The sequence below is a fragment of the Pseudomonas sp. genome (assembly GCF_028293835.1).
In the GTDB taxonomy this organism is placed as follows: Bacteria; Pseudomonadota; Gammaproteobacteria; order Pseudomonadales; family Pseudomonadaceae; genus Aquipseudomonas.
Map to the genome: position 1 here is coordinate 27,862 of NZ_JAQGNX010000146.1, position 22,757 is coordinate 50,618.

Sequence of the window (22,757 nt, forward strand, 5' to 3'; positions counted from 1 at the left end):
AGAGTCAACATGCTGAGCCCTTACACGTCGCCCATCGAGCGGGTCTGGTTTTACGCCCTACGCATTCTTTGCGGGCTGGTGCTGTTATTTCTAGTGCTGCCGGTACTGGTGATCATCCCACTGTCGTTCAACTCCGGAAGCTTCCTGGTTTATCCGTTGTCAGGGTTCTCCCTGCATTGGTATCAAGACTTTTTCGGTTCGGCAGAATGGATGCGCTCGCTGAAGAACAGCATGATCGTCGCCCCTGCCGCGACGGTGCTGGCTATGGGTTTTGGCACCCTGGCGGCGATTGGTCTGACCCGCGGTAACTTCCCGGGCAAGGCGCTGATCATGGCCTTGGTGATTTCGCCGATGGTGGTCCCGGTGGTCATCGTCGGTGTTTCCAGCTACCTGTTTTTCGCGCCGCTGGGGTTGGGCAATAGTTACATTTCGTTGATTCTGGTGCATGCGGTGTTGGGTGTGCCGTTCGTGATCATTACCGTGTCGGCGACCTTGCAGGGTTTTAACTATAATCTGGTTCGCGCCGCTGCCAGCCTCGGTGCCTCACCGCTGACTGCCTTCCGTCGCGTGACGTTGCCGTTAATTGCGCCAGGGGTGATTTCCGGTGCGCTGTTTGCCTTCGCCACCTCGTTCGATGAAGTCGTGGTGACCCTGTTTCTCGCCGGCCCCGAACAAGCGACATTGCCCCGGCAGATGTTCAGCGGCATCCGCGAAAACCTCAGCCCGACCATCGCCGCCGCAGCGACACTGTTGATTGGCTTCTCCGTGGTATTACTATTGGTACTGGAATGGCTGCGCGGGCGTAGTGAAAAGATGAGGACCCAGGTGGTTTGATGGGTACATCGGGTCAAATCCTCGCCGAATGAATGCGGTTCCACAGGCAATCTGCGACCTTCTGTGGGATCGGGCGGCCGATGCGACAGTCGCGCAAAACAACCAATAGAGGACCAGCCCGATGAGCATTTCTGCATTCAAAATTGCCAATAAACTGATTACTGGTCCCGCAGCCATTGAGCAGCTGGCCATTGAATTGACCCGCCTGAACGTCAACAACCCACTGATCGTTACCGATGCTGTGCTGGTGAAATCCGGCACAGTTAACCTGGCACTCGCGCACCTGGGTGACCGCCGCTACGGCATCTTCGACCAAGTCAAACCCGAGCCGGAAATCTCCATCGTTGAGGATTGCACCCGCGTCTATCGCGAAGGGGGTCATGACGGTTTGATCGGGCTTGGGGGCGGCAGCGCCATCGACATTGCCAAAGGTGTCGCAGCGTTTGCCGGCCATGACGGGCCGTTGACGGGATTGTTCGGCGTCGATCAAGTGAAGCGCAAAGGCCCACCGCTGATTGCGATTCCGACCACGGCGGGTACCGGTTCCGAAGTGACTAACGTGGCTATCTTTTCTGACAAACAAGCCCAGCTGAAAAAGGGCATCGTCAGCGATTACCTCTTGCCGGATGTTGCATTGGTCAGCCCGATCATGACCCTCAGTTGCCCGCGTAGCGTGACCGCAGCCAGCGGTGTTGACGCCTTGGTGCACGCTATCGAATCGTATTTGTCGGTGAACAGCTCGCCAATCACCGACGCTTTAGCCATCGGCGCCATCAAGCTGATCGCCAAGGCGTTGCCCAAGGCTTACGCCAACCCGGCTAACCTCGCCGCCCGCGAGGACATGGCCACCGCCAGTTTGATGGCCGGCATGGCCTTTGGTAATGCCGGGGTCGGCGCGGTGCATGCGTTGGCCTATCCGTTGGGTGGGCGTTTCAACATTGCCCATGGCGTAAGTAACGCGTTGCTTCTGCCCTATGTGATGGCGTGGAACAAGATGGCCTGCGTCGAGCGCTTCCGTGATATCGCCGAAGCCATGGGCGTACGCACCGCGCATCTCAGCGACAAGGACGCCGCCGATCAAGCCGTTCAAGCCATGACTGACTTGTGCGTCGCCGTGGATATCCCCTCCGGCATACGTGCCTTCAATGTGCCGGAAGATGCCATTCCTGCGATGGCTGAAGAGGCCAGCAAAATTGACCGGCTGATGCGTAACAACCCACGCAAGCTCACCGCTGCTGACATCGAAAAGATTTACCGCGCCGCTTATTGAGTGCGCTGATCCGGGCGCGGTGTTGGTGAGGGTTTAACGCGGTCTGGCGGATGGACTGCGGCGAGTCATTCGTCATGAGGTACAATGCGCGCCACCGTGATTATGCTCAAAAGGTGCGTCATGCAGCCCTTCGTTATTGCTCCGTCGATTCTCTCCGCCGACTTCGCCCGTCTGGGCCAGGAAGTGGACAACGTTTTAGCCGCTGGTGCCGACACTGTGCACTTCGATGTGATGGACAATCACTATGTGCCGAACCTGACCATCGGGCCGATGGTCTGCACGGCACTGCGCAAATACGGTATCACCGCGCCCATCGATGTGCATTTGATGGTCAGCCCGGTTGATCGCATCATCGGCGACTTCATCGAAGCCGGCGCCACCTACATCACCTTCCATCCTGAAGCGACCTTGCACATCGACCGCTCGTTGCAGTTGATTCGCGAAGGCGGATGCAAGGCGGGCCTGGTGTTCAACCCTGCCACGCCGCTGAACCTGCTTGAATACGTAATGGACAAGGTCGACATGATCTTGCTGATGAGCGTCAACCCGGGTTTTGGCGGGCAGAAGTTCATCCCCGGCACCCTGAACAAGCTGCGCGAGGCCCGGGCGCTGATCGAGGCCTCGGGTTATGACATTCGTCTGGAAATCGACGGTGGCGTGAACGTCAATAACATCCGTGAAATCGCCGCTGCCGGTGCTGACACTTTTGTTGCCGGTTCGGCGATTTTCAACGCTCCGGACTACAAAGAAGTTATTCAGAAGATGCGTGCAGAACTGGCGCTGGCCCGCCCATGAGCGGCTTCGAGCAGTTGTTCCCCGGCCGTTTGCCAAAACTGGTGATGTTCGACCTGGACGGCACATTGGTTGACTCCGTGCCGGACTTGGCGGCCGCGGTCGACAGCATGCTGCTCACGCTGGGGCGCTCCCCCGTTGGTATCGAAGCGGTACGTATCTGGATCGGCAACGGCGCACGGGTGTTGGTGCGTCGTGCGCTGGCCAATGATTTCGAACATGAAGCTGTCAGTGAGGCCGACACCGAAGAGGCGTTGGCGATATTCATGGAGATTTATGCGGGCAGTCATGCACTGACACGGGTTTACCCCGGCGTTCGCGAAACCTTGAAATGGATGCAGAAACAGGGCGTGCAAATGGCCCTGATCACCAACAAGCCGGAACGCTTCGTTGCGCCGTTGTTGGATGAGCTGAAGCTGGGCCGGTTTTTCCGCTGGATCATTGGCGGCGATACCATGCCGCAGCAGAAGCCTGACCCGGCGGCGTTGTTTTTCGTCATGAAAATGGCCGGAATTCCGGCCTCCCAGTCATTGTTCGTCGGTGACTCGCGCAACGATGTGCTGGCAGCCAAAGCGGCAGGTGTGGCGTGTGTGGCATTGAGCTACGGCTATAACCATGGCCGACCGATTGAAGAAGAGTCTCCCGCGCTCGTCATAGACGATTTGCGCAAGCTGCTCCCCGGTTGCTTAGATCCTGCGGCTGAGCTAACGTTGACCGACCTTAATTGCTCCCCTAAAAGAGATTCCATCGTGGTGGTTACCCGCAAACTCTGGATGAAAGTCATCAAGGCCCTGGCCCGTTGGCGTTGGCGCGCCTGACTTGATTCTGGCCGGCTCCCCGGCACGTTTGCATACCTGACCGTTTACCTCAAGCCACGAGGCTGATCATGATCCGCGAAGAATTCCTGCGTTTGGCCGCTGCCGGTTACAACCGTATCCCGCTTGCCTACGAAACCCTTGCCGACTTCGACACGCCGCTGTCTATCTACTTGAAACTGGCCGACCAGCCGAACTCCTATTTGCTGGAGTCGGTTCAGGGTGGTGAAAAATGGGGTCGTTATTCAATCATCGGCCTGCCGTGCCGCACCGTGATGCGTGTTCACGAAGAGCAGATCAGCGTGACCCTGGACGGTGTTGAAATTGAACACCTGGAATCCGAAGACCCGCTGGCGTTCGTCGAAGAATTCAAGGCTCGCTACAACGTACCAACCATTCCCGGGCTGCCGCGTTTTAACGGCGGACTCGTTGGTTATTTTGGCTACGACTGCGTACGTTATGTGGAGAAGCGCCTGGGCAAATGCCCGAACCCTGACCCGCTAGGCGTGCCGGATATCTTGCTGATGGTCTCCGACGCTGTGGTGGTATTCGATAATTTGGCGGGCAAGATGCACGCCATTGTGTTGGTGGATCCTGCTGAATCCAACGCGTACGACAATGGCCAGGCGCGCCTTGAGGCGCTGATGGAGAAACTCCGTCAACCGATTACCCCTCGCCGTGGCTTGGACCTGACCCGTCCGCAAGCACCTGATCCGGTCTTTCGTTCGAGTTTTACCCAGGACGATTACGAGCGGGCGGTGGACACCATCAAGGAATACATCCTTGCCGGTGACGTGATGCAAGTGGTCCCGTCGCAACGTATGTCCATCGACTTCAAAGCGGCACCCATCGATTTGTACCGCGCGCTGCGTTGCTTTAACCCGACGCCTTATATGTACTTCTTCAACTTCGGTGACTTCCACGTAGTGGGCAGTTCGCCAGAGGTGCTGGTGCGGGTCGAGGATAACTTGATCACGGTTCGTCCAATCGCCGGTACTCGCCCGCGTGGCGCCAATGAAGAAGAAGACCTGGCGCTGGAAGTGGACCTGTTGTCGGATCACAAAGAGATTGCCGAGCACTTGATGCTGATTGATCTGGGGCGCAACGACACCGGTCGGGTCTCTGAGATTGGCTCGGTGAAGCTGACCGAGAAGATGGTCATCGAGCGTTATTCCAACGTGATGCACATCGTGTCAAACGTGACCGGGCAATTGAAAAGCGGCCTGACGGCGATGGATGCTCTTCGTGCGATTCTGCCAGCGGGCACATTGTCTGGCGCTTCGAAGGTTCGTGCGATGGAAATCATCGATGAGCTGGAACCCGTCAAGCGCGGCGTGTATGGCGGCGCAGTGGGTTATCTGGCGTGGAACGGCAACATGGACACTGCTATTGCAATCCGCACCGCCGTGATCAAAAACGGCGAGCTGCACGTGCAAGCCGGTGGCGGCATCGTCGCTGACTCAGTGCCACGCCTGGAATGGGAAGAAACCCTCAACAAGCGCCGTGCGATGTTCCGTGCAGTGGCGCTGGCTGAGCAAGAGCCTTAACTGAGAACCTGAAATCGACTCATTCTCGGTGGGAGCGAACTTGTTCGCGAAGGCAGCGACGCGGTACACCCAGATACACCGCGTCGCCTGCTTGCCGAACAAGTTCGGTCCCACCAAGACTTCCGCAAGGTGCTGAGTTGGCTCTACAGGATGTGCCGTTTGATTGACCTTCAAAAATCCATACTCACCGCCAGTCCGACACCTTGCTGGGTGACGTCATCGTCTTTGCGCCAGTTGTAATTTGCCCTCAATGACACATCCCGAGTCAATTTCTGGCTGATGCCAACATTGGCGCGGTTGAGGTTGCTCTGGGGTTTGTAGCCATCCAGCGTGAAGTCGAGGTTCGACAGGCTGTTTAGGGCGATGGTCACGTCCTGTTGGTCGTTGGCGTATTCATGTTCATGGGCTGCCTCGGCGAACAGCTGGGTCGAAGGCGTGACCTGAATTTTTGCCTGCAGACCTGCACCCAGACGCCGTGAGTTGCGCCGCTGATCATCGAAGGTCAGCGCTGTCGAGCGCGCGCCGCTTTCTGAATAGCCGTCCACTTCAACGTGGGCATAGTCGGCGCTGATGAACGGCGACAGATGCCAAGCGCTGCTGGCTTGGGCGATGTCATAACCCAATCGGGCGCTGAATGCCCCGAGCTTGCCATCGGTATTACCTTTTTCTTCGCCTTCAGATACGCCCAGCGCGAACTTTCGATTGGCATCTTGATAATTGAGTTTGCCGCCGGTCAACGCCGCGTCCGCCCACAGGTGGTTGGCGTGGTATTGCAGGAACGCTGTCGCCAAGTAGCTATTGAGCGAGTAGTCGGAGTCTCGCGGGCCTGCTTCAAGACGCTGCCGGTAGAACCCGGCAGCCACGCCCGCGCGCCAGTCCTCGGCGAAACGATAACTACCGCCGATTGTCAGGTTATAGCCGTTACCGTCCGCACTGGCCGCGCTGCTTTGATCGTCGAAGTTCATTCGCGAGCCACCCACGGCGACGATGGCTCGCCAATCCCCTATGGCTTGCCAGTTGCCCTCATCGGCCAGCCATTGATTGCGTAACTCATCCTGATGGGCGTTCAAGGTGCCGAGGGCCATTTCCGGCAGCAGGGTTATTTCCCACGGTGCCGACAGCAACGAATAGGCGTAATCGGCGATCAATTGCTGGCCGGCAATCGTCGGGTGCACGCTGTCGTTGAACAGCAGCTTGGTCGGATCAGGTGTTGCGCTGTCCAGACCGTGGGCCAGATTTTCTGTACAGCCGTCGCCGTTAAAACAGGTGCCGACTATATTCTGGCTGGCATCCAGCCCGAAACGCGCCGGGTTGGCCAGGGTTTCTTGAATCAGCAGCGGGATGTTCAGCGGAATAATTTCAGCCTTGATCTGCGCCAGGCGGCTAACCAGTTCAGCATTGAACGCGCCACTCAACTGGCTGATGGCTGTTTGCGCCGGAGTGCCGAAAGAGGACGGCGTTAAGCCAAGGTCAGGCAACAGCCAGACCATGATGTAGCGCGCACCGGCTTGTTGCAGGGCCTGGGCGCTGTTTGCCAGTTGATCTGCCGAGACTTGCGCCGTGGCGGGATCAACCACGCGTCCCTGGAAAAAATCGTTACCGCCCCCCGACAAGAAATAAAGCGCTTTCGGGTCGGCGCGAAAGTTGTTCGCAACCAAATAGCCATCTTTGCTGCGTAATGACGTGCCACCGCCGATGTCGCCGTCCGGAATTGCTACGTCCGATGTAGAGGTGATCGAGTCATAGATCTGATCGGTGCGGTAACCGCCTACGGCATAGTTGTTCCCGTCCTTCAGGCCGAGTAGCGCGTTCAACGGGGACGTCGATGGCAAAAGGTCGCCGGGAGCAATGCCAAGCTTAAGCCCCAGCAACGTGGTCGACACCGGTCCGTATGGTTCGCCGCTGCCGTCCTGGAACGTCGGGCCGATGCGGTTAGTGAAGCGCAAGCCCGAAAGGTTAGGGCCGGTAAGGTCGGGGTACTGCCCGGAGTCGCTCAGGCTGTCGCCGAATACCAGCATGGTTGAGTAAGGAGAAGAGGCCGCCAATGCATGGGAGCAGGCCAGGGAAAGAATGCATGCAGCGAACGGCAGGGACAGCGCCTGTTTAAACATTGTTATGATCCCTTTTTTGGTGTGTTTCGGGTTTACTCACTACGAAAGTAGCAAAGCTCTGGCCGCCCTGCGTCGTCTCACCCCGCAAACTGCCCGGTGGCAACCAGGTACAGTGATATTGCACCCTGTGCCTGGGTAAGCTAATGTGCCCGGACGTATGAAAATGAGACCTCCCCCAGTGTTCATCGTCAGCAAATTCTTGATGCGCGTTATCAAGGCTCATGCCCGTTGGCGTTGGCGCGCCTGACTGTTTTCCTCCCGGCCATGCCGGACTTGTACCGATAGCCCTTCGATTGACTTGCCAGAGCACCTGAGCTGGATGGATTTCAATGACCAGCGTGCGAGCGCCAAGCCAGCGGACAACGTTTCAAGGGCTGCTTTAAACGTCAGTAATTCAAGAGGTTCATTACATGCTGCTGATGATCGATAATTACGATTCGTTTACCTATAACGTCGTGCAATACCTCGGTGAGTTGGGTGCCGAGGTCAAAGTGATCCGCAACGACGAACTTACCATTGCCGAAATAGAAGCCTTGAACCCCGAGCGCATCGTGGTTTCCCCAGGCCCGTGCACCCCGACTGAAGCAGGCGTTTCCCTGGAAGTGATCAAACACTTCGCCGGCAAGCTGCCACTGCTCGGTGTGTGCCTGGGCCATCAAGCCATTGGTCAGGCGTTCGGCGGTGACGTCGTGCGTGCGCGGCAAGTGATGCACGGCAAGACCAGTCCGGTGATACACGAAGACCTCGGCGTGTTCGAGGGCTTGAAACATCCGCTGACGGTTACCCGCTATCACTCGTTAGTGGTCAAGCGTGAAACATTGCCGGACTGCCTTGAGCTGACCGCGTGGACTGAACTCGAAGACGGCTCGGTGGATGAAGTCATGGGCTTGCGCCACAAGACACTGAACGTCGAAGGGGTGCAATTCCACCCGGAATCGATTCTTACCGAGCAGGGCCATGAGCTGTTCGCCAACTTCCTCAAACAAACCGGCGGCACTCGCCAGGTTTAAGAGGCTTTGAAGTGATGAGTAAGGTTATGGCAATGGATATCAAAGGCGCGCTGGCTCGTATCGTCAATCAGTTGGATCTGAGCACCGACGAGATGCGCGATGTCATGCGCGAAATCATGACTGGCCAATGCACCGACGCGCAGATCGGCGCGTTCATGATGGCCATGCGCATGAAAAGCGAGAGCATTGATGAGATCGTCGGTGCCGTGTCGGTGATGCGCGAGCTGGCTGACAAGGTTGAGCTGAAGACGCTCGACGGCGTGGTCGATGTGGTCGGCACCGGTGGCGATGGCGCCAATATTTTCAATGTCTCCACCGCCTCGGCGTTTGTGGTTGCGGCCGCAGGTTGCACGGTTGCCAAACACGGTAACCGCGCAGTCTCCGGTAAAAGCGGCAGCGCCGATTTGCTTGAGGCCGCTGGGGTTTATCTGAACCTGACACCCGTGCAAGTGGCACGCTGTATCGACAGTGTCGGTATCGGCTTCATGTTCGCCCAGTCTCACCATGGCGCGATGAAATATGCCGCCGGTCCCCGCCGCGACCTTGGCTTGCGTACCCTGTTCAACATGCTTGGCCCCCTGACGAACCCGGCTGGCGTCCGTCATCAGGTGGTCGGGGTATTCAGCCAGGCGCTATGCCGGCCGTTGGCCGAGGTCCTGGCGCGCATGGGCAGCAAGCACGTCTTGGTCGTGCACTCTCAAGACGGTCTGGATGAGTTCAGCCTCGCAGCACCGACCTTTGTCGCAGAGCTGAAAAACGGCGAAGTGACTGAGTACTGGGTGCAGCCAGAGGATTTGGGTATAAAAAGCCAGAGCCTGTTTGGTCTGACCGTCGAAAGCCCTGCGGCGTCGCTGGAGTTGATCCGCGATGCGTTGGGACGTCGCAAAACCGAGAACGGTCAGAAAGCCGCTGAGATGATAGTGCTTAACGCGGGCGCGGCGCTTTATGCAGCTGATCATGCCTACACGCTGAAAGAGGGCGTTGCACTGGCTCACGATGCGTTGCACACCGGCCTTGCCCGTGAAAAGCTTGACGAGCTAGGTGCCTTTACCGCCGTATTCAGACAGGAGAATGGGGAATGAGTGTGCCAACTGTTCTGGAAAAAATCCTTGCGCGCAAGGTCGAAGAAGTGGCTGCCCGTAGCGCCGTGGTCAGTCTTGCCGAGCTGGAACGCCTGGCGGCGGTGGCCGACGCGCCCCGGGGTTTCGCCAAGGCAATGATTGCCCAGGCCAAGAGCAAGAGCCCGGCCGTTATTGCTGAAATCAAAAAGGCCTCGCCGAGCAAGGGCGTTATCCGCGAGAAGTTTTTTCCCGCTGAAATCGCCAAGAGCTACGAAAAAGGCGGCGCTACGTGCCTGTCTGTGTTGACTGACGTCGATTTTTTTCAGGGCGCCGATGCATACCTGCAGCAGGCCCGTGCGGCCTGCAAGCTGCCGGTGATTCGTAAAGACTTCATGATTGACCCGTATCAAATCATTGAAGCCCGCGCGCTGGGCGCTGACTGCATATTGCTGATTGTCGCTGCGCTAGAAAATGCCAGGTTGGCCGAGCTGGCCGCGGTTGCCAAAAGCGTTGGCCTCGACGTGTTGGTTGAAGTGCATGACCTTGACGAACTGGAACGTGCGCTTAAAATCGTGGACACCCCGCTGGTCGGCGTGAACAACCGCAATCTGCACACCTTCGAAGTGAATCTGGAAAACACATTGGACCTGCTGCCGCGTATCCCCCGTGATCGTTTGGTGATCACCGAGAGTGGCATTGTTAACCGTGCAGATGTCGAGCTGATGGAAATCAGCGAGGTCTACTCGTTCCTGGTCGGTGAAACCTTCATGCGTGCGGAACATCCGGGGGCTGAACTGCAGCGCTTGTTCTTCCCTGAGCGTGGGCCTTTGGTCAGCAATTGATCTAAAAGCTCGCCAACAAATTGGCTCCTACATTGATCCTCTGTAGGAGCCAACTTGTTGGCGAGGAATATAACAAACACTAGAGAGCTTCCATGCAAACCCCCGTCATCCCAACCACCGTCGCCGAAGGCCTTAAAGCCGAACAAGACCTGCTCGCCTCGGTCTGCGCGGGTGAGGCTGAATTCGGTTTGCTGTTATGGCGGCCAACTGATCGCGCGCTGGTGATGCCGCGTCGCATGAGCCGCCTGGCCGGTTTCGATCAGGCGACCGAAGCCCTGGCGAACAGTGGTTGGCCGATACTGCTGCGCGAAAGCGGCGGTGAACCGGTTCCGCAATCCCATGCGACGGTGAACATTGCACTGGTGTATGCCCAGCCGCGTGGCGACAATGATCGCGACCGGATCGAAAACGCCTACAACCGCTTATGCCAGCCGATCTGCGACGTGCTGATGGCATTGGGCGGCGACGCTTCACTTGGAGAGGTCGAGGGCGCGTTCTGTGATGGCCGCTTCAACGTTAATCTCGATGGCCGCAAAATGGTCGGTACGGCCCAACGCTGGCGCCAAAGCCAGGGCGGCCAGCGCCCTGTGGTGTTGGCGCACGGCGCGTTGCTGCTGGATAACGAGCGGGTCGACATGGTTGCGGCGGTTAATCTGTTCAACCAGATCTGCGAGCAACCGCAGCGGGTGCTCGCCGACAGTCATGTCGCCCTGCACGAAGCCTTCCCGGCGCCTGATGTGCTGGAACAACTGGCTGGACGCTATCGGAAGATTCTCGACGCGTTGTGATCCGCGGCCTGGCGCCCCTAGCGTGTGCCAAAGACCACCATGGTTTTGCCTTTGACGTGGACCAGGTTCTGCTCTTGCAAAGCCTTGAGTACACGGCCAACCATCTCTCTTGAGCAGCCGACAATTCGTCCGATTTCCTGACGAGTAATTTTGATCTGCATGCCGTCGGGGTGGGTCATGGCATCTGGTTGCTTGCACAGGTCCAAGAGGCTTCGCGCTACCCGTCCCGTCACATCCAGAAACGCCAGGTCTCCGACTTTGCGGGTGGTATTTCGCAGGCGTTCAGCCATTTGGCCGCCGATGGCGTACAGAATATCGGGCTCTTGCTGGGTTACTTCACGGAATTTGGAGTAGCTGATTTCAGCCACTTCGCACTCGGTCTTGGTACGCACGCCGGCATTGCGCTCGACGGCTTGCCCAATCTGATCGAACAAGCCCAACTCACCGAAGAAGTCTCCGGCGTTGAGGTACGCCACGATCATTTCCCGGCCTTCGTCATCTTCAATCAGAACCGTCACGGCGCCCTTGATGATGAAGAATAGGGAGTCTGAACGATCGCCCGCGCAGATGATGCTGCTTTTAGCTGCGTAGCGACGGCGCTGACAATGGCTGAGAAGCTTGTCGAGATTTTTGATCTTGGGTGTAAGGGTGATAGCAACCATGCAGGTATCCCGAAATGAGTACTACGCCACGAGGCATCCTATTGGGTATCGGCTGCACCGGTGGTTTGCCGCAGCTTATCAGGACAGACTGCTGAAAATTGGGAAATTTCCTACGTCTTTATTTCGAATTGGCATTTAGCGGCAGGTCCAGCGAACGGGTGGCCTTGTGCTAAGCTGGCGACCCTTTTTTAACAGTGGAGACTTGGCGATGAAGGCACGCATTCAATGGGCTGGCGAAGCCATGTTCCTCGGTGAATCGGGTAGCGGTCATGTGGTAGTGATGGACGGCGCGCCGGAGAGTGGCGGTCGTAACCTGGGCGCTCGTCCCATGGAAATGGTGCTGATCGGCCTCGGTGGCTGCAGCAACTTCGACGTCGTCAGCATCCTGAAAAAATCGCGTCAGCCAATCGAAAGCTGCGAAGCCTTTCTTGAAGCCGAGCGTGCAAGCGAAGATCCAAAGGTGTTCACCAAGATTCATCTGCATTTCGTGGTCAAGGGCCGTGGCTTGAAAGAAGCTCAGGTCAAGCGTGCCATCGAGCTGTCGGCTGAGAAATATTGCTCGGCATCGATCATGCTCGGCAACGCTGGCGTCGAGATTACCCACGACTACGAAATTGTCGAACTAGGCTGAACGGACACCCAAATTTCATAAAAGCGGCGCAGACTCTGGCAGACGGCTTGTTACGTCTGCATAATGCGCCCCTTTTTCAGGGTAAGGCCCCGATTCATCAGGGCTACAAAGGCGCCCGAACAGACAACCAAAATCGCCACCGCGAAGAGGTGTTAACCGTCCTACGCAGATAAGCCGTTCTTATCTGACGGGCATGCTGGATTACGCGGCTCGACCGCATAAATAAAGAGAGTTTTATCGGTGAAAAGCAAACTCAAGCTCCACGGGTTCAATAACCTGACAAAGACCTTGAGCTTCAACATCTATGACATCTGCTATGCGGAAACCCCGCAGGACCAGCAGGCTTACGTCGAGTACATCAATCGTGAGTACGACGCCGAACGCCTGACGCAGATTCTGACTGATGTTGTCGATATCATTGGCGCGAACATTCTGAACATCGCTCGCCAGGATTACGATCCGCAAGGCGCCAGCGTGACCATTCTAATCTCCGAGCAGCCGGTGACACCTACCGACAGCCAGATTGAAGAGTCGCCAGGTCCGTTGCCAAAAGAAACTATTTTGGCTCATCTCGACAAGAGCCACATCACGGTGCACACCTACCCGGAAATTCACCCGGTGGACGGCATCGCGACGTTCCGTGTGGATATCGACGTGTCGACGTGCGGGGTGATCTCACCGCTTAAAGCGCTTAACTATCTGATTCACCAGTTTGATTCAGACATCGTTACTGTGGATTATCGCGTACGTGGATTCACCCGTGACGTGGAGGGCAGAAAGCACTTCATCGACCACGAGATCAATTCGGTGCAGAACTACCTTTCCGACGACACTCGCTCGGCTTATCAGCTGACAGACGTAAACGTCTACCAAGAGAACATGTTCCACACCAAGATGCTGCTCAAGAACTTCGAACTGGATAACTACCTGTTCGGCGACGCGACCAGTAATTTGTCCACGGAACAGCGCGATCAGGTTACCGAACGTGTGAAGCATGAAATGCTGGAAATTTTCTACGCACGGAACATGCAGCCTTAAGCGCTATTGTTCTGGAGTAGACACAAGAAAGGCGCCTATTGAGGCGCCTTTCTTATAACCAAACGGACCGTTAGATGCGGTAAGTACTCTTGGTCATGACCTTGGCCAACAGGCTCATGCCGAACTTGACCGGTCTTGGGAAACGGAACCCGCCAGCTTCCAGCGCGCTTGCTGCATGGTTCTCTTCGTCGGAGCGCATTTGTTCCAGAATCGCCCGGGATTTTTCGTCCTCAACGGGCAGCTCCTGCAAATGTTCGTTCAGGTGCTTGCAGACTTGATCTTCGGTGGCCGCGACAAAGCCGAGGCTGACTTCGTCGCTGATTAAACCCGCCACCGCGCCGATGCCAAACGACATCCCGTAGAACAATGGATTAAGCACACTGGTATGGCTGCCCAACTGACGTATGCGCTGTTCGCACCACACCAAGTGGTCAATCTCTTCTTCGGCCGCGTGTTCCATGGCTGCGCGTACTTTCGGCAACTTGGCGGTCAGGGCCTGGCCTTGGTACAAGGCCTGGGCGCAGACTTCGCCAGTATGGTTGATGCGCATCAAGCCCGCGACGTGCCGAGTATCGGCGTCGCTCATCTTGACCTCTGGCTGAACAATGGCGGGAGAAGGGCGATACGGTTGCATGCTGAACGGCAGCAACGTGCGCATTGCAGCATCGGCTTGCAACAAAAGACGGTCAACGGGCGAGTAGTGACGTTCGGTAGCCATGGGCACCTCCGGATAAATCCACGGCGGCCAGTTTACCCGAATCGGTCGGGCGCGGCTTGAGCTGGATCAGTCCGCCGGGTCCACGGATGCGGACGCGGCGGATGTAAGTCATTGAAATGATGAATCAGCCCGGCGGCCAATGCATCTGACGCTGACCTAATACATGCATGTGTAGGTGATAAACGGTCTGCCCGCCCAGCTCATTACAGTTCATCGTGACGCGAAAACCGTCTTCACAGCCCAGCTCTTTGGCCAAACGTTGCGCGGTGAACAAGATATGACCCAGCAGGCCTTTGTCTTCTTCGGTCACGTCGTTGAGGGTGCGAATCGCTTTTTTCGGGATGACCAGAAAATGCACTGGCGCTTGTGGGGCAATGTCATGAAAGGCCAACACTTGATCGTCTTCGTAGATGATCTTCGCTGGTATCTCTCTGTTGATGATCTTGGTGAACAGAGTCTCCACAGCTATTTCTCCGTGTGTAATAAGTGCTTGAGTGTAATGGGTGGCATGATCACGCACAGCGTTATTAGCGAGGGCAATGCGCCTTATTGAATGCTCCGGCCAGTTGGCGCGTCAACCAGCGCGGGGTCAGACGGGGGATGAAGGCCAACAGTTTGTTGCGAACCCCCGGAATAATCACCGCTCGATTTTTTGCCAGGGCCCGGACGGTATACAACGCAACCTCCTCGGGGCTCATCATGTTTCTGCTGTTTGCGAGCTTGCCCAGTTCAATCTGAGCGGTTTGAAAAAAGGCCGTACGTGTTGGGCCTGGGCAAAGCACTGAAATTTTCACGCCGGTTTTTTTCAGCTCTTCACGCAACCCCTCAGAAAAACTCAGTACATACGCTTTACTTGCGTGGTAACTGGTCATCCACGGGCCCGGCCGAAAAGCGGCGACTGAGGCGACGTTCAGTATTTGCCCGCCGCCTTGCACGGCCATGGCGTTGCCCACGGAATGGCAAAGCCGGGTAAGGGCCAGGATGTTAACGTCGATCAGATCTTGATCCACGCCCCATTCTTGAGCGAGGAACGGGCCACACGTACCGATGCCGGCGCAGTTCACTAATAAGTCGATCTGCCGTTCGCCGTCTTCCAGTTCTAACAGAAATCCGGAGAGTCGCAGCGGCTCACCGAGGTCGCAAGCGCGGATCAGTACTTCTACGCCGAAGCGTTGCGCCAGCTCAAGGGCGATGCCCTCCAATACTTCTCGCTGGCGAGCGACCAAAATCAGGCTGCGACCACGGCGCGCCAGAGCCTCGGCCATGGCCAGGCCGATACCGCTGGAGGCACCAGTAATCAGAGCGTAGCGGGTCATGCAATTTCTCCAGGGGGGGGGGCTCTCGTTTCGGGACGGTGTAAGTCCCGGATGAGCCGGCGCGTTATTGGTCTTTATAGTCTACAGGCGGCGAGGCCCTGTCCGCGGGTTGCGAGGCATCGCTGTCATTATCGTCGTCATAGGGCAGGATATTTTCGTATTCATTGGCTGTGGTTTGAACTTCGTCTTCGAATAAACCAAGGCCACCGACGAAATAGCCGACCATGCCCAGCGCGACGATCAGCACCCACATGCAGGCGAGGACCTTGACTGCCTTGGTATTTGGCGGTTGTGGCGCGCCGTACTGGTTCGGTCCAGGGTTGCCCGGAACGACCACCATCAATATCGGAAACAACGAGCCAACCACTGGCACCAGATTGAGCAATAACAACCATGCCGACCAACCCGCGTCATGCAGTCGCTGTGCGCCAATCTGTATGCTGACAATGAGAAACCCGACCACGGCGATGGTGGCAAACAAACCTCCCGCTATCAGCGAACTGGTCATCAGCCCCGCACAGATGCCCGCGAAAATACTAACGGCGCCCATCAGTACCAAGGACCAGGCCAAATAACGTAACCGGCCGATCCGCCCCTGAACGGTAAACACTTTTAGCTCGGAAAATCCTGGCGCTGCGGGAATCACGGCAGCGTTTGGCGGAGCATAGGGCGATGGCTCTGCCCGATACGTCGTAGGTGTGTCGATCTCGTCCAGACTTAAAATGATGGGTGTTTCGATCTCAAGGGCGGCTTCAACCCCCGCATCGTTCAGTGCATCCAGATAGTGCAGAGCCTGCTCGTGGGATAATCCACGCTTGAGCACGACCGGGCGACCGTCGAACAACTTCTCTACAGCGGACGCATCACTTTTGAACAGCCCTGCCAGGTTCAGCTTGGCGGTTTCGATGTCGACACCGTTGCGCAAATGCCCTTCGAAGACGATCTTGAAGTGGGTTTCGGCCATGCTTGGCTTCCTTGTCTGGAGATGCATTCGGTTATTTGTTAGAACGGCTTGACCACCACCAGAATCACAATAGCCAGCAAGACCAGCACCGGGATTTCGTTGAACCAGCGGTAATACACGTGGCTGCGGCCATTCTCGCCCCGGGCAAAGCGTTTAACCTGAGCGCCACACACGTGGTGATAGCCGATTAACAGAATGACCAGTACCAGCTTTGCATGCATCCAGTGCTGGCTGAAATAGCCACTTGGATTAAGGCTGATCAACCAGATCCCGAACACCAATGTCGCGACCATTGCCGGCCCCATGATACCTCGGTACAGCTTGCGTTCCATGACGCTGAAGCGCTCACGGCTGACCGCGTCTTCGCTCAGCGAGTGATAAACGAACAGTCTCGGCAGATAAAACAGTCCGGCAAACCAGCAAACGATCGAAACGATGTGAAAGGCTTTTAGCCATAGATAAAGCATAATTTAGTTATTCCAGGGTTCACGGTGGCACAAATAGTAGTGGTATGTGCGGCCATACGTCACGTTCGCGGTTGTCGCATGGACATAACGCCCATATCATCGACGGCTTTCCAGTAGGTTCGTTGAAGGGGCAGATTTATGGTCAAGGTCGGAATCGTCGGCGGCACGGGTTACACCGGGGTCGAGCTGCTGCGTCTGTTGGCACAGCATCCACAAGCTGAGGTGGTGGTTATCACTTCTCGCTCTGAGGCGGGGTTGCCAGTAGCCGATCTGTACCCGAACCTGCGAGGCCATTACGACGGCCTGACCTTTAGTGTTCCGGATGTTGCAACCCTGGGCGCCTGCGACGTGGTGTTCTTCTCGACGCCGCACGGGGTGGCTCACGCGCTGGCCGGCGAGCTGCTCAACGCAGGCACCAAAGTCATCGACCTGTCTGCCGACTTCCGTTTGCAGGACGCTGACGAGTGGGCCAAGTGGTATGGCCAACCGCACGGCGCTCCTGAGTTGCTGGACGAGGCGGTGTACGGGCTGCCAGAGGTCAATCGCGAGCGCATTAAAACCGCACGCTTGATCGCCGTGCCGGGTTGTTACCCAACCGCGACGCAGTTGGGCTTCCTGCCATTGCTTGAGGCGGGCCTGGCGGATAACTCGCGATTGATCGCCGACTGTAAGTCCGGGGTAAGCGGTGCCGGTCGCGGGCTCAGCGTCGGGTCGTTGTATGCCGAGGCCAGCGAAAGCTTCAAAGCCTACGCGGTCAAAGGGCACCGTCATCTGCCTGAAATTACCCAGGGGTTGCGGCGCGCGGCCGGTGGTGAAGTCGGTTTGACCTTTGTGCCACACCTGACCCCGATGATTCGAGGTATTCACTCGACGCTTTACGCCACCGTAGTGGACAAGTCGGTTGACCTGCAGGCGCTGTTCGAAAAACGTTATGCCGACGAGCCGTTTGTTGATGTGATGCCAGCCGGTAGCCATCCAGAAACCCGCAGTGTGCGGGGCGCCAACGTCTGCCGCATTGCGGTGCACCGTCCACAAGGCGGCGATTTGGTGGTGGTATTGTCAGTAATCGACAATTTGGTGAAGGGTGCTTCCGGCCAGGCCGTGCAGAACATGAACATCATGTTCGGCCTGGACGAACGGCTGGGTCTTTCCCATGCGGCGATGTTGCCCTAAACGCAGCTTCAAGCCACGAGCTGCAAGCTGCAAGAGATCCGGTTTGTATTGCGGCTTGTCGCTTGAAGCTTGCGGCTGCCTTTACAATAGTTGACCAATTTACTAGGGCAAGCGGATAATGCGCGTCATTACGCATTGTTGCGGCCTAGTGCCGGGAGATAATTAGCATGAGCGTCGAAACCTTTACTCCAACGGCGATGGAATTCACCCACGGTGCTGCGCACAAGGTGAAGACTCTGGTCGATGAAGAGGGCAATGATCGCCTGAAACTGCGCGTATTCGTAACCGGTGGTGGCTGTTCAGGGTTCCAGTATGGCTTCACCTTCGATGAAGACATCGCTGATGACGACACCATTATTGAACGTGACGGTGTCAGCCTGGTGGTCGATCCAATGAGCTTCCAGTATTTGGCAGGCGCAGAAGTCGATTATCAGGAAGGCTTGGAAGGATCCCGCTTTGTGATCAAAAACCCGAATGCCTCCACAACCTGTGGTTGCGGTTCATCATTCTCGGTCTGATTTTTCGGATCGTGATGTTGAATGCAGGGTATTCAAGAAACGCCGCACTGACGTGCGGCGTTTTGCTGTGTGCGTCAGGCTGGGTAGATAGCGCCCAGTACGCGCAAGCCTCTAGCGCCCGTTACCGTTGGTCGGTTAGCGGGTACGCCTTCCAGGCAGCAATGCGCTAACCAGGCGAAAGCCATGGCTTCTACCCAGTCCGGATCGACACCGTACAGCGCTGTGCTGCAGACTTTTGTGTTTGGTAATAAAGCAGCAAGTCTGGCCATCAACGTGATGTTGTGCGCACCGCCGCCGCAGATCAGCAATTCATCCGTAACGTTCTGGGCGATCTGCAACGATTGGGTAATCGTCAACGCGGTCAGTTCTGTCAGCGTGGCCTGGATGTTTTCTGGCGCAAAGCTTGGCAATTGAAACAGGTGGTGTTGCAGCCAGCTCAGGTTGAAAACCTCGCGGCCGGTACTTTTTGGGCCCTGGGTCAGAAAAAACGGATCGCTGAGCAAGGAGTGCAGCAGCGCGGGTTCGACCTGCCCGCTGGCGGCCCAGGCGCCATCCTTATCATAATTTTGGCCTAGCTGAGTTTGTATCCACGCATCAATCAGAACGTTGCCTGGACCACAATCAAAGCCCGCCACCGGCCTGTCGGGTTCGATCAGGCTCAGGTTGCTGAAACCGCCGATGTTGAGTACGGCCCGGTGATCTTGCGGTGTGCCGAGCGGCTTATCGAACAAAGCTTCGTGGAACGCGGGAACCAACGGCGCGCCTTGGCCGCCAGCGGCAACGTCTCGGCGACGGAAGTCACTGACGACCGTGATCTCAGTAAGCTCGGCAAGTAAAGCGGGGTTACCAATCTGAATGGTGAAACCACGCGCGGGTTCATGCCGGATGGTTTGGCCATGGCTGCCGATAGCGCGTATCTCGCCGGGAGAGCGTTGTTCCTGTTCAAGCAGCGCCAATACGCCCTGGGCCGCCAGGCGTACCCATTTTTGCTCGGCAACTGCCGCTCGGGCAAGCTCGTCGGGGCCGCTGGCACACAGGCCTAAAAGCTCCGCGCGCAAGTCATCGGGCATAGGAATGTAATGGGTGGCCAACAAGGTTGGCTTGTCACCTTGCTCGACGAGAGCGATATCCAGTCCATCGAGACTGGTTCCTGACATCACACCTATATAGAGAGCCATTTTTTATCTCTTGCTGGAGGCCAGCATGGTGGCCTTTTCCTGGTCCATGCGCGCCATCAATGGCTGACTTTGCTGCAGGAAACGTTGTTTTTCAGCTTTGGCAATCGGGTCGGCCATCGGCAGCTTCTGACCCAGAGGGTCGACGTGAACGCCGTTGACCTGGAATTCATAGTGCAAGTGCGGGCCGGTAGACAGGCCGGTAGTACCAATATAGCCAATAATCTGGCCTTGCTTGACGGTACTGCCCGTCTGGATACCTTTAGCGAATCCTTGCATGTGACCGTAGAGCGTTCGGTAAGTCTCACCGTGTTGCAAAATTACCGTGTTGCCGTAACCGCCCTTGCGTCCGGCCAGCAATACTTTGCCATCGCCGGTCGCCTTGATTGGCGTCCCGCGCGGTGCTGCGTAATCAACGCCTTGGTGAGCGCGGATCTTGTTCAAAATTGGATGCTTGCGGCCCATGGAGAACAGCGAGCTGATGCGGGCAAAATCCACGGGAGTGCGGATAAACGCCTTACGCATGCTGTTGCCTTCGGCGGTGTAGTAATTGGTATTGCCTTGTTTATTGGTATAGCGAATCGCCGAGTAGCTTTTGCCGCGGTTGGTAAACCGGGCCGAAACGATATTGCCGGTGCCCACCGTCTTGCCATTTATGACTTTCTGTTCGTAGATCACATCGAACTCATCACCTTGGCGAATATCCTGGGCGAAGTCGATGTCGTAGCCAAAGACGCTGGCCATGTCCATGGTCATGCTATGGGACAAGCCCGCGCGTTGGGCGGACTGAGACAGAGAACTGTTGATAACGCCGTGGGCATACGCAGTCCGTACGTTTGGCTTGGTGATTTCGCGGCTGAATGCGTAGCCTTTGTCGGTCTTGGACAGGCTTATGGTTTCAAGGTCGCTGACCTTGCTGTGCAATTGCTTGAGCTGTCCGTCCGGGGAGAGTTCGAACTGCAGCACTTGCCCGTGCTTCAGCTGGCTGAATTGCCTGGCTTGCTGGTCGCTGGCGAGAACGTCATGGACAGCGCCAGCAGGGAGGCCGACTTTCTCGAACAAGGTCGATAACGTATCACCCTTGGAGACCACGACTTCTTTGTGATCCGGATTTTTTGCGACGTTTGGAGCGGCAGGTTCCGCCGTTTCTGGTTCTGCGGTGGCGGTGTCCTGAGGGGCGTCGGTGTTGTTTTCTATCTGGGCGAACGGTGAAGTGGTCGTTTCAGGTGTGGCTTGAAGCGGATCTTGAGCGTCTTGTTGTTCAGTCAGTTGGTCAGCAGATGTTTCGAGATCGCGGTTCAGTGTGGTTTTTTTGGCTTCCACGTCGCTCGACGGAAAGACCAGAAGCGCCAGGCTTAGCAGTGCGGCGATGCCGCTGGCAGCTAAAAGGTGGCTCTTCGGATAAAGCGGGGGCGCTTTAGGCGGTGTGTTGATCATAGGTAGTTTTGACTTTGAAGAGATGAATTGGAAAAGATGAATGACATGATGAAGATGAAATAACTGTATAAAATATAACCAAATCATGCTCGAAGCAACCCTGCGAATGGATGAGATCCTTATTCGTCAGCGGGGGCTGGGCAAAACTTGTATTTGAACACTGATCTTGTATGGTTGGTGCCCATTTGAAATGAGCTAAAACGGGGCGGACATGAAATCGGTTGAAGAGCAGCTGGCGCTAATCAAGCGCGGTGCGGATGAACTCCTGGTCGAGTCCGAACTGGTAGAAAAGCTTAAGCGTGGGCAGCCACTGCGAATCAAGGCCGGGTTCGACCCGACTGCCCCTGATCTGCATTTGGGCCATACCGTGCTCATTAATAAGCTGCGTCAATTTCAGGAGCTGGGCCATCAGGTCATCTTCCTGATTGGCGACTTCACCGGAATGATCGGCGATCCGAGCGGCAAAAGTGCCACGCGCCCTCCGTTGACCCGCGAGCAGGTGTTGTCCAACGCCGAAACCTATAAAACCCAGGTTTTTAAAATTCTTGATCCGGTCAAAACCGAGGTGGCGTTTAACTCCACCTGGATGGATCAGATGAGTTCTGCTGATTTCATCCGGTTGTCGTCGCAATACACCGTGGCGCGGATGCTTGAGCGAGACGACTTCCATAAGCGCTATTCGACCAATCAGCCGATCGCTATCCATGAGTTCATGTATCCGCTGGTCCAGGGGTATGACTCTGTAGCCCTGCGCGCTGATGTCGAGCTGGGCGGTACTGATCAGAAATTCAATCTGCTGATGGGGCGAGAGCTGCAGCGTGCGTATGGGCAAGAAGCCCAGTGCATTCTGACCATGCCATTGTTGGAAGGGTTGGATGGCGTGAAGAAAATGTCCAAATCCCTGGGCAACTATGTAGGGATACAAGAAGCGCCGGGCATCATGTACAGCAAGCTGGTGTCGATTCCTGACGCGTTGATGTGGCGTTACTTCGAGCTTTTAAGCTTTCTGTCCATGGATGAGATCAATGCCTTTAAGGTTGATGTCGCGGGGGGTTCCAATCCGCGTGATATCAAAATCAAACTGGCTGAAGAAATCGTGGCGCGTTTCCATGGTGAGGAGGCGGCTGCATCGGCCCATCGTTCAGCGGGTAACCGCATGAAGGACGGCGAGCTTCCCGACGATCTGCCAGCGATCAGTATTGCTGGACCCGAAGACATGCCCATTGCTGCTGTCCTTAATAAGGCAGGGCTGGTCAAGAACTCCGCAGTTGCCCGCGACCTTCTGGCTTCAGGCGGTGTGCGTATAGATGGTGAGGTCGTGGATCGCGGGTTTGTCTTCAAGCTTGGCGCCACCCATGTTTGCCAGGCCGGGAAGAAAGCTTTCGGGCGAATCACGCTTAATTTGGAATAAGTATCGATTAACCCTTGACGTAACTTTTTCCGGGCCTATAATTCGCACCTCTTCCGGAGCAGATGAAACGGAAACTCCTTGGTAATCAATGAGTTAGCCGGTTTGTTAGCGAGGAAGAGGCTTTGATCGAGGTGATCGAAAGCGGTGAAAAAAGGCAGTTGACAGCGAGTTGAAACG

23 protein-coding genes are annotated in these 22,757 nt (G+C 56.4%); 14 read left to right on the plus strand and 9 right to left on the minus strand.

The window, feature by feature from the left end; genetic code table 11:
* Positions 1-9: 9 nt before the first annotated feature.
* The 5 genes from JWR17_RS20155 (at position 10) to trpE (ending at position 5,258) form a co-directional block, all read left to right on the plus strand.
* Entirely contained in the window at positions 10-834 is an 825-nt protein-coding gene (locus JWR17_RS20155; protein WP_299834124.1) for an ABC transporter permease, read from the plus strand.
* 121 nt (positions 835-955) lie between these two features.
* Positions 956-2,104 (plus strand): iron-containing alcohol dehydrogenase, encoded by a 1,149-nt coding sequence (locus JWR17_RS20160; protein WP_299834126.1) that lies wholly within the window; start codon positions 956-958, stop codon positions 2,102-2,104.
* Positions 2,105-2,224: 120 nt separating this feature from the next.
* A complete protein-coding gene (gene rpe, locus JWR17_RS20165) occupies positions 2,225-2,899 on the plus strand; it encodes a ribulose-phosphate 3-epimerase (RefSeq protein ID WP_299834128.1) in 675 nt (224 codons plus the stop codon).
* Positions 2,896-3,714 (plus strand): phosphoglycolate phosphatase, encoded by an 819-nt coding sequence (locus JWR17_RS20170; RefSeq protein WP_299834129.1) that lies wholly within the window; start codon positions 2,896-2,898, stop codon positions 3,712-3,714. Before rpe ends, JWR17_RS20170 begins: the two co-directional genes overlap by 4 nt.
* Before the next feature lie 68 nt (positions 3,715-3,782).
* Entirely contained in the window at positions 3,783-5,258 is a 1,476-nt protein-coding gene (trpE, locus tag JWR17_RS20175; protein ID WP_299834131.1) for an anthranilate synthase component I, read from the plus strand.
* A gap of 170 nt (positions 5,259-5,428) precedes the next feature.
* Here the strand turns inward: trpE and estP are convergent, their stop codons facing one another.
* Positions 5,429-7,369 carry an esterase EstP gene (gene estP / locus JWR17_RS20180; protein WP_299834133.1) on the minus strand — a complete coding sequence of 647 codons (1,941 nt, stop codon included), beginning with the start codon at positions 7,367-7,369 and terminating at the stop codon, positions 5,429-5,431.
* Between the two features lie 410 nt (positions 7,370-7,779).
* On the opposite strand from estP, the gene JWR17_RS20185 reads away from it, so the two are divergent.
* The 4 genes from JWR17_RS20185 (at position 7,780) to JWR17_RS20200 (ending at position 11,070) form a co-directional block, all read left to right on the plus strand.
* Positions 7,780-8,379 (plus strand): aminodeoxychorismate/anthranilate synthase component II, encoded by a 600-nt coding sequence (locus JWR17_RS20185; protein ID WP_299834135.1) that lies wholly within the window; start codon positions 7,780-7,782, stop codon positions 8,377-8,379.
* 32 nt (positions 8,380-8,411) lie between these two features.
* On the plus strand, positions 8,412-9,461 hold the full coding sequence (trpD, locus tag JWR17_RS20190) for an anthranilate phosphoribosyltransferase (protein ID WP_299834167.1): 1,050 nt from the start codon (positions 8,412-8,414) through the stop codon (positions 9,459-9,461).
* Positions 9,458-10,282 (plus strand): indole-3-glycerol phosphate synthase TrpC, encoded by an 825-nt coding sequence (gene trpC, locus JWR17_RS20195; RefSeq protein ID WP_299834136.1) that lies wholly within the window; start codon positions 9,458-9,460, stop codon positions 10,280-10,282. The genes trpD and trpC overlap by 4 nt, the downstream gene beginning before the upstream one ends.
* Positions 10,283-10,374: 92 nt before the next feature.
* On the plus strand, positions 10,375-11,070 hold the full coding sequence (locus JWR17_RS20200; RefSeq protein ID WP_299834138.1) for a lipoate--protein ligase family protein: 696 nt from the start codon (positions 10,375-10,377) through the stop codon (positions 11,068-11,070).
* 17 nt (positions 11,071-11,087) lie between these two features.
* Here JWR17_RS20200 and crp read toward each other — a convergent pair whose 3' ends face one another.
* Positions 11,088-11,732 carry a cAMP-activated global transcriptional regulator CRP gene (gene crp / locus JWR17_RS20205; protein ID WP_299834140.1) on the minus strand — a complete coding sequence of 215 codons (645 nt, stop codon included), beginning with the start codon at positions 11,730-11,732 and terminating at the stop codon, positions 11,088-11,090.
* A gap of 208 nt (positions 11,733-11,940) precedes the next feature.
* Between crp and JWR17_RS20210 the strand changes: the two genes are divergently transcribed.
* Positions 11,941-12,363 carry an OsmC family protein gene (locus JWR17_RS20210; protein ID WP_299834142.1) on the plus strand — a complete coding sequence of 141 codons (423 nt, stop codon included), beginning with the start codon at positions 11,941-11,943 and terminating at the stop codon, positions 12,361-12,363.
* A 240-nt stretch (positions 12,364-12,603) separates the two neighbouring features.
* A complete protein-coding gene (gene speD, locus JWR17_RS20215) occupies positions 12,604-13,401 on the plus strand; it encodes an adenosylmethionine decarboxylase (RefSeq protein WP_299834143.1) in 798 nt (265 codons plus the stop codon).
* Between the two features lie 70 nt (positions 13,402-13,471).
* On the opposite strand, the gene coq7 is transcribed toward speD, so the two are convergent.
* The 5 genes from coq7 to hemJ form a co-directional block, all read right to left on the minus strand.
* On the minus strand, positions 13,472-14,119 hold the full coding sequence (coq7, locus tag JWR17_RS20220; RefSeq protein ID WP_299834145.1) for a 2-polyprenyl-3-methyl-6-methoxy-1,4-benzoquinone monooxygenase: 648 nt from the start codon (positions 14,117-14,119) through the stop codon (positions 13,472-13,474).
* Positions 14,120-14,243: 124 nt separating this feature from the next.
* Positions 14,244-14,582, minus strand: a complete 339-nt coding sequence (locus JWR17_RS20225; RefSeq protein WP_299834147.1) for a histidine triad nucleotide-binding protein — start codon at positions 14,580-14,582, stop codon at positions 14,244-14,246.
* A 64-nt stretch (positions 14,583-14,646) separates the two neighbouring features.
* A complete protein-coding gene (locus JWR17_RS20230) occupies positions 14,647-15,435 on the minus strand; it encodes an SDR family oxidoreductase (RefSeq protein WP_299834148.1) in 789 nt (262 codons plus the stop codon).
* A gap of 64 nt (positions 15,436-15,499) precedes the next feature.
* Positions 15,500-16,399: a DUF805 domain-containing protein gene (locus JWR17_RS20235; RefSeq protein WP_299834150.1), complete on the minus strand. Its 900-nt coding sequence runs from the start codon at positions 16,397-16,399 to the stop codon at positions 15,500-15,502.
* A 38-nt stretch (positions 16,400-16,437) separates the two neighbouring features.
* Positions 16,438-16,866 (minus strand): protoporphyrinogen oxidase HemJ, encoded by a 429-nt coding sequence (hemJ, locus tag JWR17_RS20240; protein WP_299834151.1) that lies wholly within the window; start codon positions 16,864-16,866, stop codon positions 16,438-16,440.
* A 138-nt stretch (positions 16,867-17,004) separates the two neighbouring features.
* Between hemJ and argC the strand changes: the two genes are divergently transcribed.
* Positions 17,005-18,039, plus strand: coding sequence for an N-acetyl-gamma-glutamyl-phosphate reductase (argC, locus tag JWR17_RS20245; protein ID WP_299834153.1), 1,035 nt, complete (start codon positions 17,005-17,007; stop codon positions 18,037-18,039).
* A 167-nt stretch (positions 18,040-18,206) separates the two neighbouring features.
* Positions 18,207-18,557 carry an iron-sulfur cluster insertion protein ErpA gene (erpA, locus tag JWR17_RS20250; RefSeq protein ID WP_297844729.1) on the plus strand — a complete coding sequence of 117 codons (351 nt, stop codon included), beginning with the start codon at positions 18,207-18,209 and terminating at the stop codon, positions 18,555-18,557.
* 74 nt (positions 18,558-18,631) lie between these two features.
* Here erpA and JWR17_RS20255 read toward each other — a convergent pair whose 3' ends face one another.
* The gene (locus JWR17_RS20255; protein WP_299834155.1) at positions 18,632-19,735 is read right to left on the minus strand and encodes an anhydro-N-acetylmuramic acid kinase; all 1,104 of its coding nucleotides are present in this window, start codon (positions 19,733-19,735) and stop codon (positions 18,632-18,634) included.
* 3 nt (positions 19,736-19,738) lie between these two features.
* On the minus strand, positions 19,739-21,169 hold the full coding sequence (locus JWR17_RS20260; protein WP_299834157.1) for a peptidoglycan DD-metalloendopeptidase family protein: 1,431 nt from the start codon (positions 21,167-21,169) through the stop codon (positions 19,739-19,741).
* A gap of 211 nt (positions 21,170-21,380) precedes the next feature.
* Between JWR17_RS20260 and tyrS the strand changes: the two genes are divergently transcribed.
* Positions 21,381-22,580: a tyrosine--tRNA ligase gene (tyrS, locus tag JWR17_RS20265; RefSeq protein ID WP_299834159.1), complete on the plus strand. Its 1,200-nt coding sequence runs from the start codon at positions 21,381-21,383 to the stop codon at positions 22,578-22,580.
* Positions 22,581-22,757 lie beyond the last annotated feature (177 nt).

Bases quoted from the DNA above. Each gene is read 5' to 3' on its own strand.
- JWR17_RS20185 (WP_299834135.1), top strand. From the start codon at position 7,780: ATGCTGCTGATGATCGATAATTACGATTCGTTTACCTATAACGTCGTG.
- estP (WP_299834133.1), bottom strand. From the start codon at position 7,369: ATGTTTAAACAGGCGCTGTCCCTGCCGTTCGCTGCATGCATTCTTTCC.
- JWR17_RS20200 (WP_299834138.1), top strand. From the start codon at position 10,375: ATGCAAACCCCCGTCATCCCAACCACCGTCGCCGAAGGCCTTAAAGCC.
- trpD (WP_299834167.1), top strand. From the start codon at position 8,412: ATGGATATCAAAGGCGCGCTGGCTCGTATCGTCAATCAGTTGGATCTG.
- JWR17_RS20255 (WP_299834155.1), bottom strand. From the start codon at position 19,735: ATGGCTCTCTATATAGGTGTGATGTCAGGAACCAGTCTCGATGGACTG.
- trpC (WP_299834136.1), top strand. From the start codon at position 9,458: ATGAGTGTGCCAACTGTTCTGGAAAAAATCCTTGCGCGCAAGGTCGAA.
- coq7 (WP_299834145.1), bottom strand. From the start codon at position 14,119: ATGGCTACCGAACGTCACTACTCGCCCGTTGACCGTCTTTTGTTGCAA.
- JWR17_RS20260 (WP_299834157.1), bottom strand. From the start codon at position 21,169: ATGATCAACACACCGCCTAAAGCGCCCCCGCTTTATCCGAAGAGCCAC.
- tyrS (WP_299834159.1), top strand. From the start codon at position 21,381: ATGAAATCGGTTGAAGAGCAGCTGGCGCTAATCAAGCGCGGTGCGGAT.
- JWR17_RS20210 (WP_299834142.1), top strand. From the start codon at position 11,941: ATGAAGGCACGCATTCAATGGGCTGGCGAAGCCATGTTCCTCGGTGAA.
- trpE (WP_299834131.1), top strand. From the start codon at position 3,783: ATGATCCGCGAAGAATTCCTGCGTTTGGCCGCTGCCGGTTACAACCGT.
- rpe (WP_299834128.1), top strand. From the start codon at position 2,225: ATGCAGCCCTTCGTTATTGCTCCGTCGATTCTCTCCGCCGACTTCGCC.
- JWR17_RS20160 (WP_299834126.1), top strand. From the start codon at position 956: ATGAGCATTTCTGCATTCAAAATTGCCAATAAACTGATTACTGGTCCC.
- JWR17_RS20155 (WP_299834124.1), top strand. From the start codon at position 10: ATGCTGAGCCCTTACACGTCGCCCATCGAGCGGGTCTGGTTTTACGCC.
- erpA (WP_297844729.1), top strand. From the start codon at position 18,207: ATGAGCGTCGAAACCTTTACTCCAACGGCGATGGAATTCACCCACGGT.
- JWR17_RS20230 (WP_299834148.1), bottom strand. From the start codon at position 15,435: ATGACCCGCTACGCTCTGATTACTGGTGCCTCCAGCGGTATCGGCCTG.
- JWR17_RS20235 (WP_299834150.1), bottom strand. From the start codon at position 16,399: ATGGCCGAAACCCACTTCAAGATCGTCTTCGAAGGGCATTTGCGCAAC.
- hemJ (WP_299834151.1), bottom strand. From the start codon at position 16,866: ATGCTTTATCTATGGCTAAAAGCCTTTCACATCGTTTCGATCGTTTGC.
- argC (WP_299834153.1), top strand. From the start codon at position 17,005: ATGGTCAAGGTCGGAATCGTCGGCGGCACGGGTTACACCGGGGTCGAG.
- crp (WP_299834140.1), bottom strand. From the start codon at position 11,732: ATGGTTGCTATCACCCTTACACCCAAGATCAAAAATCTCGACAAGCTT.
- JWR17_RS20170 (WP_299834129.1), top strand. From the start codon at position 2,896: ATGAGCGGCTTCGAGCAGTTGTTCCCCGGCCGTTTGCCAAAACTGGTG.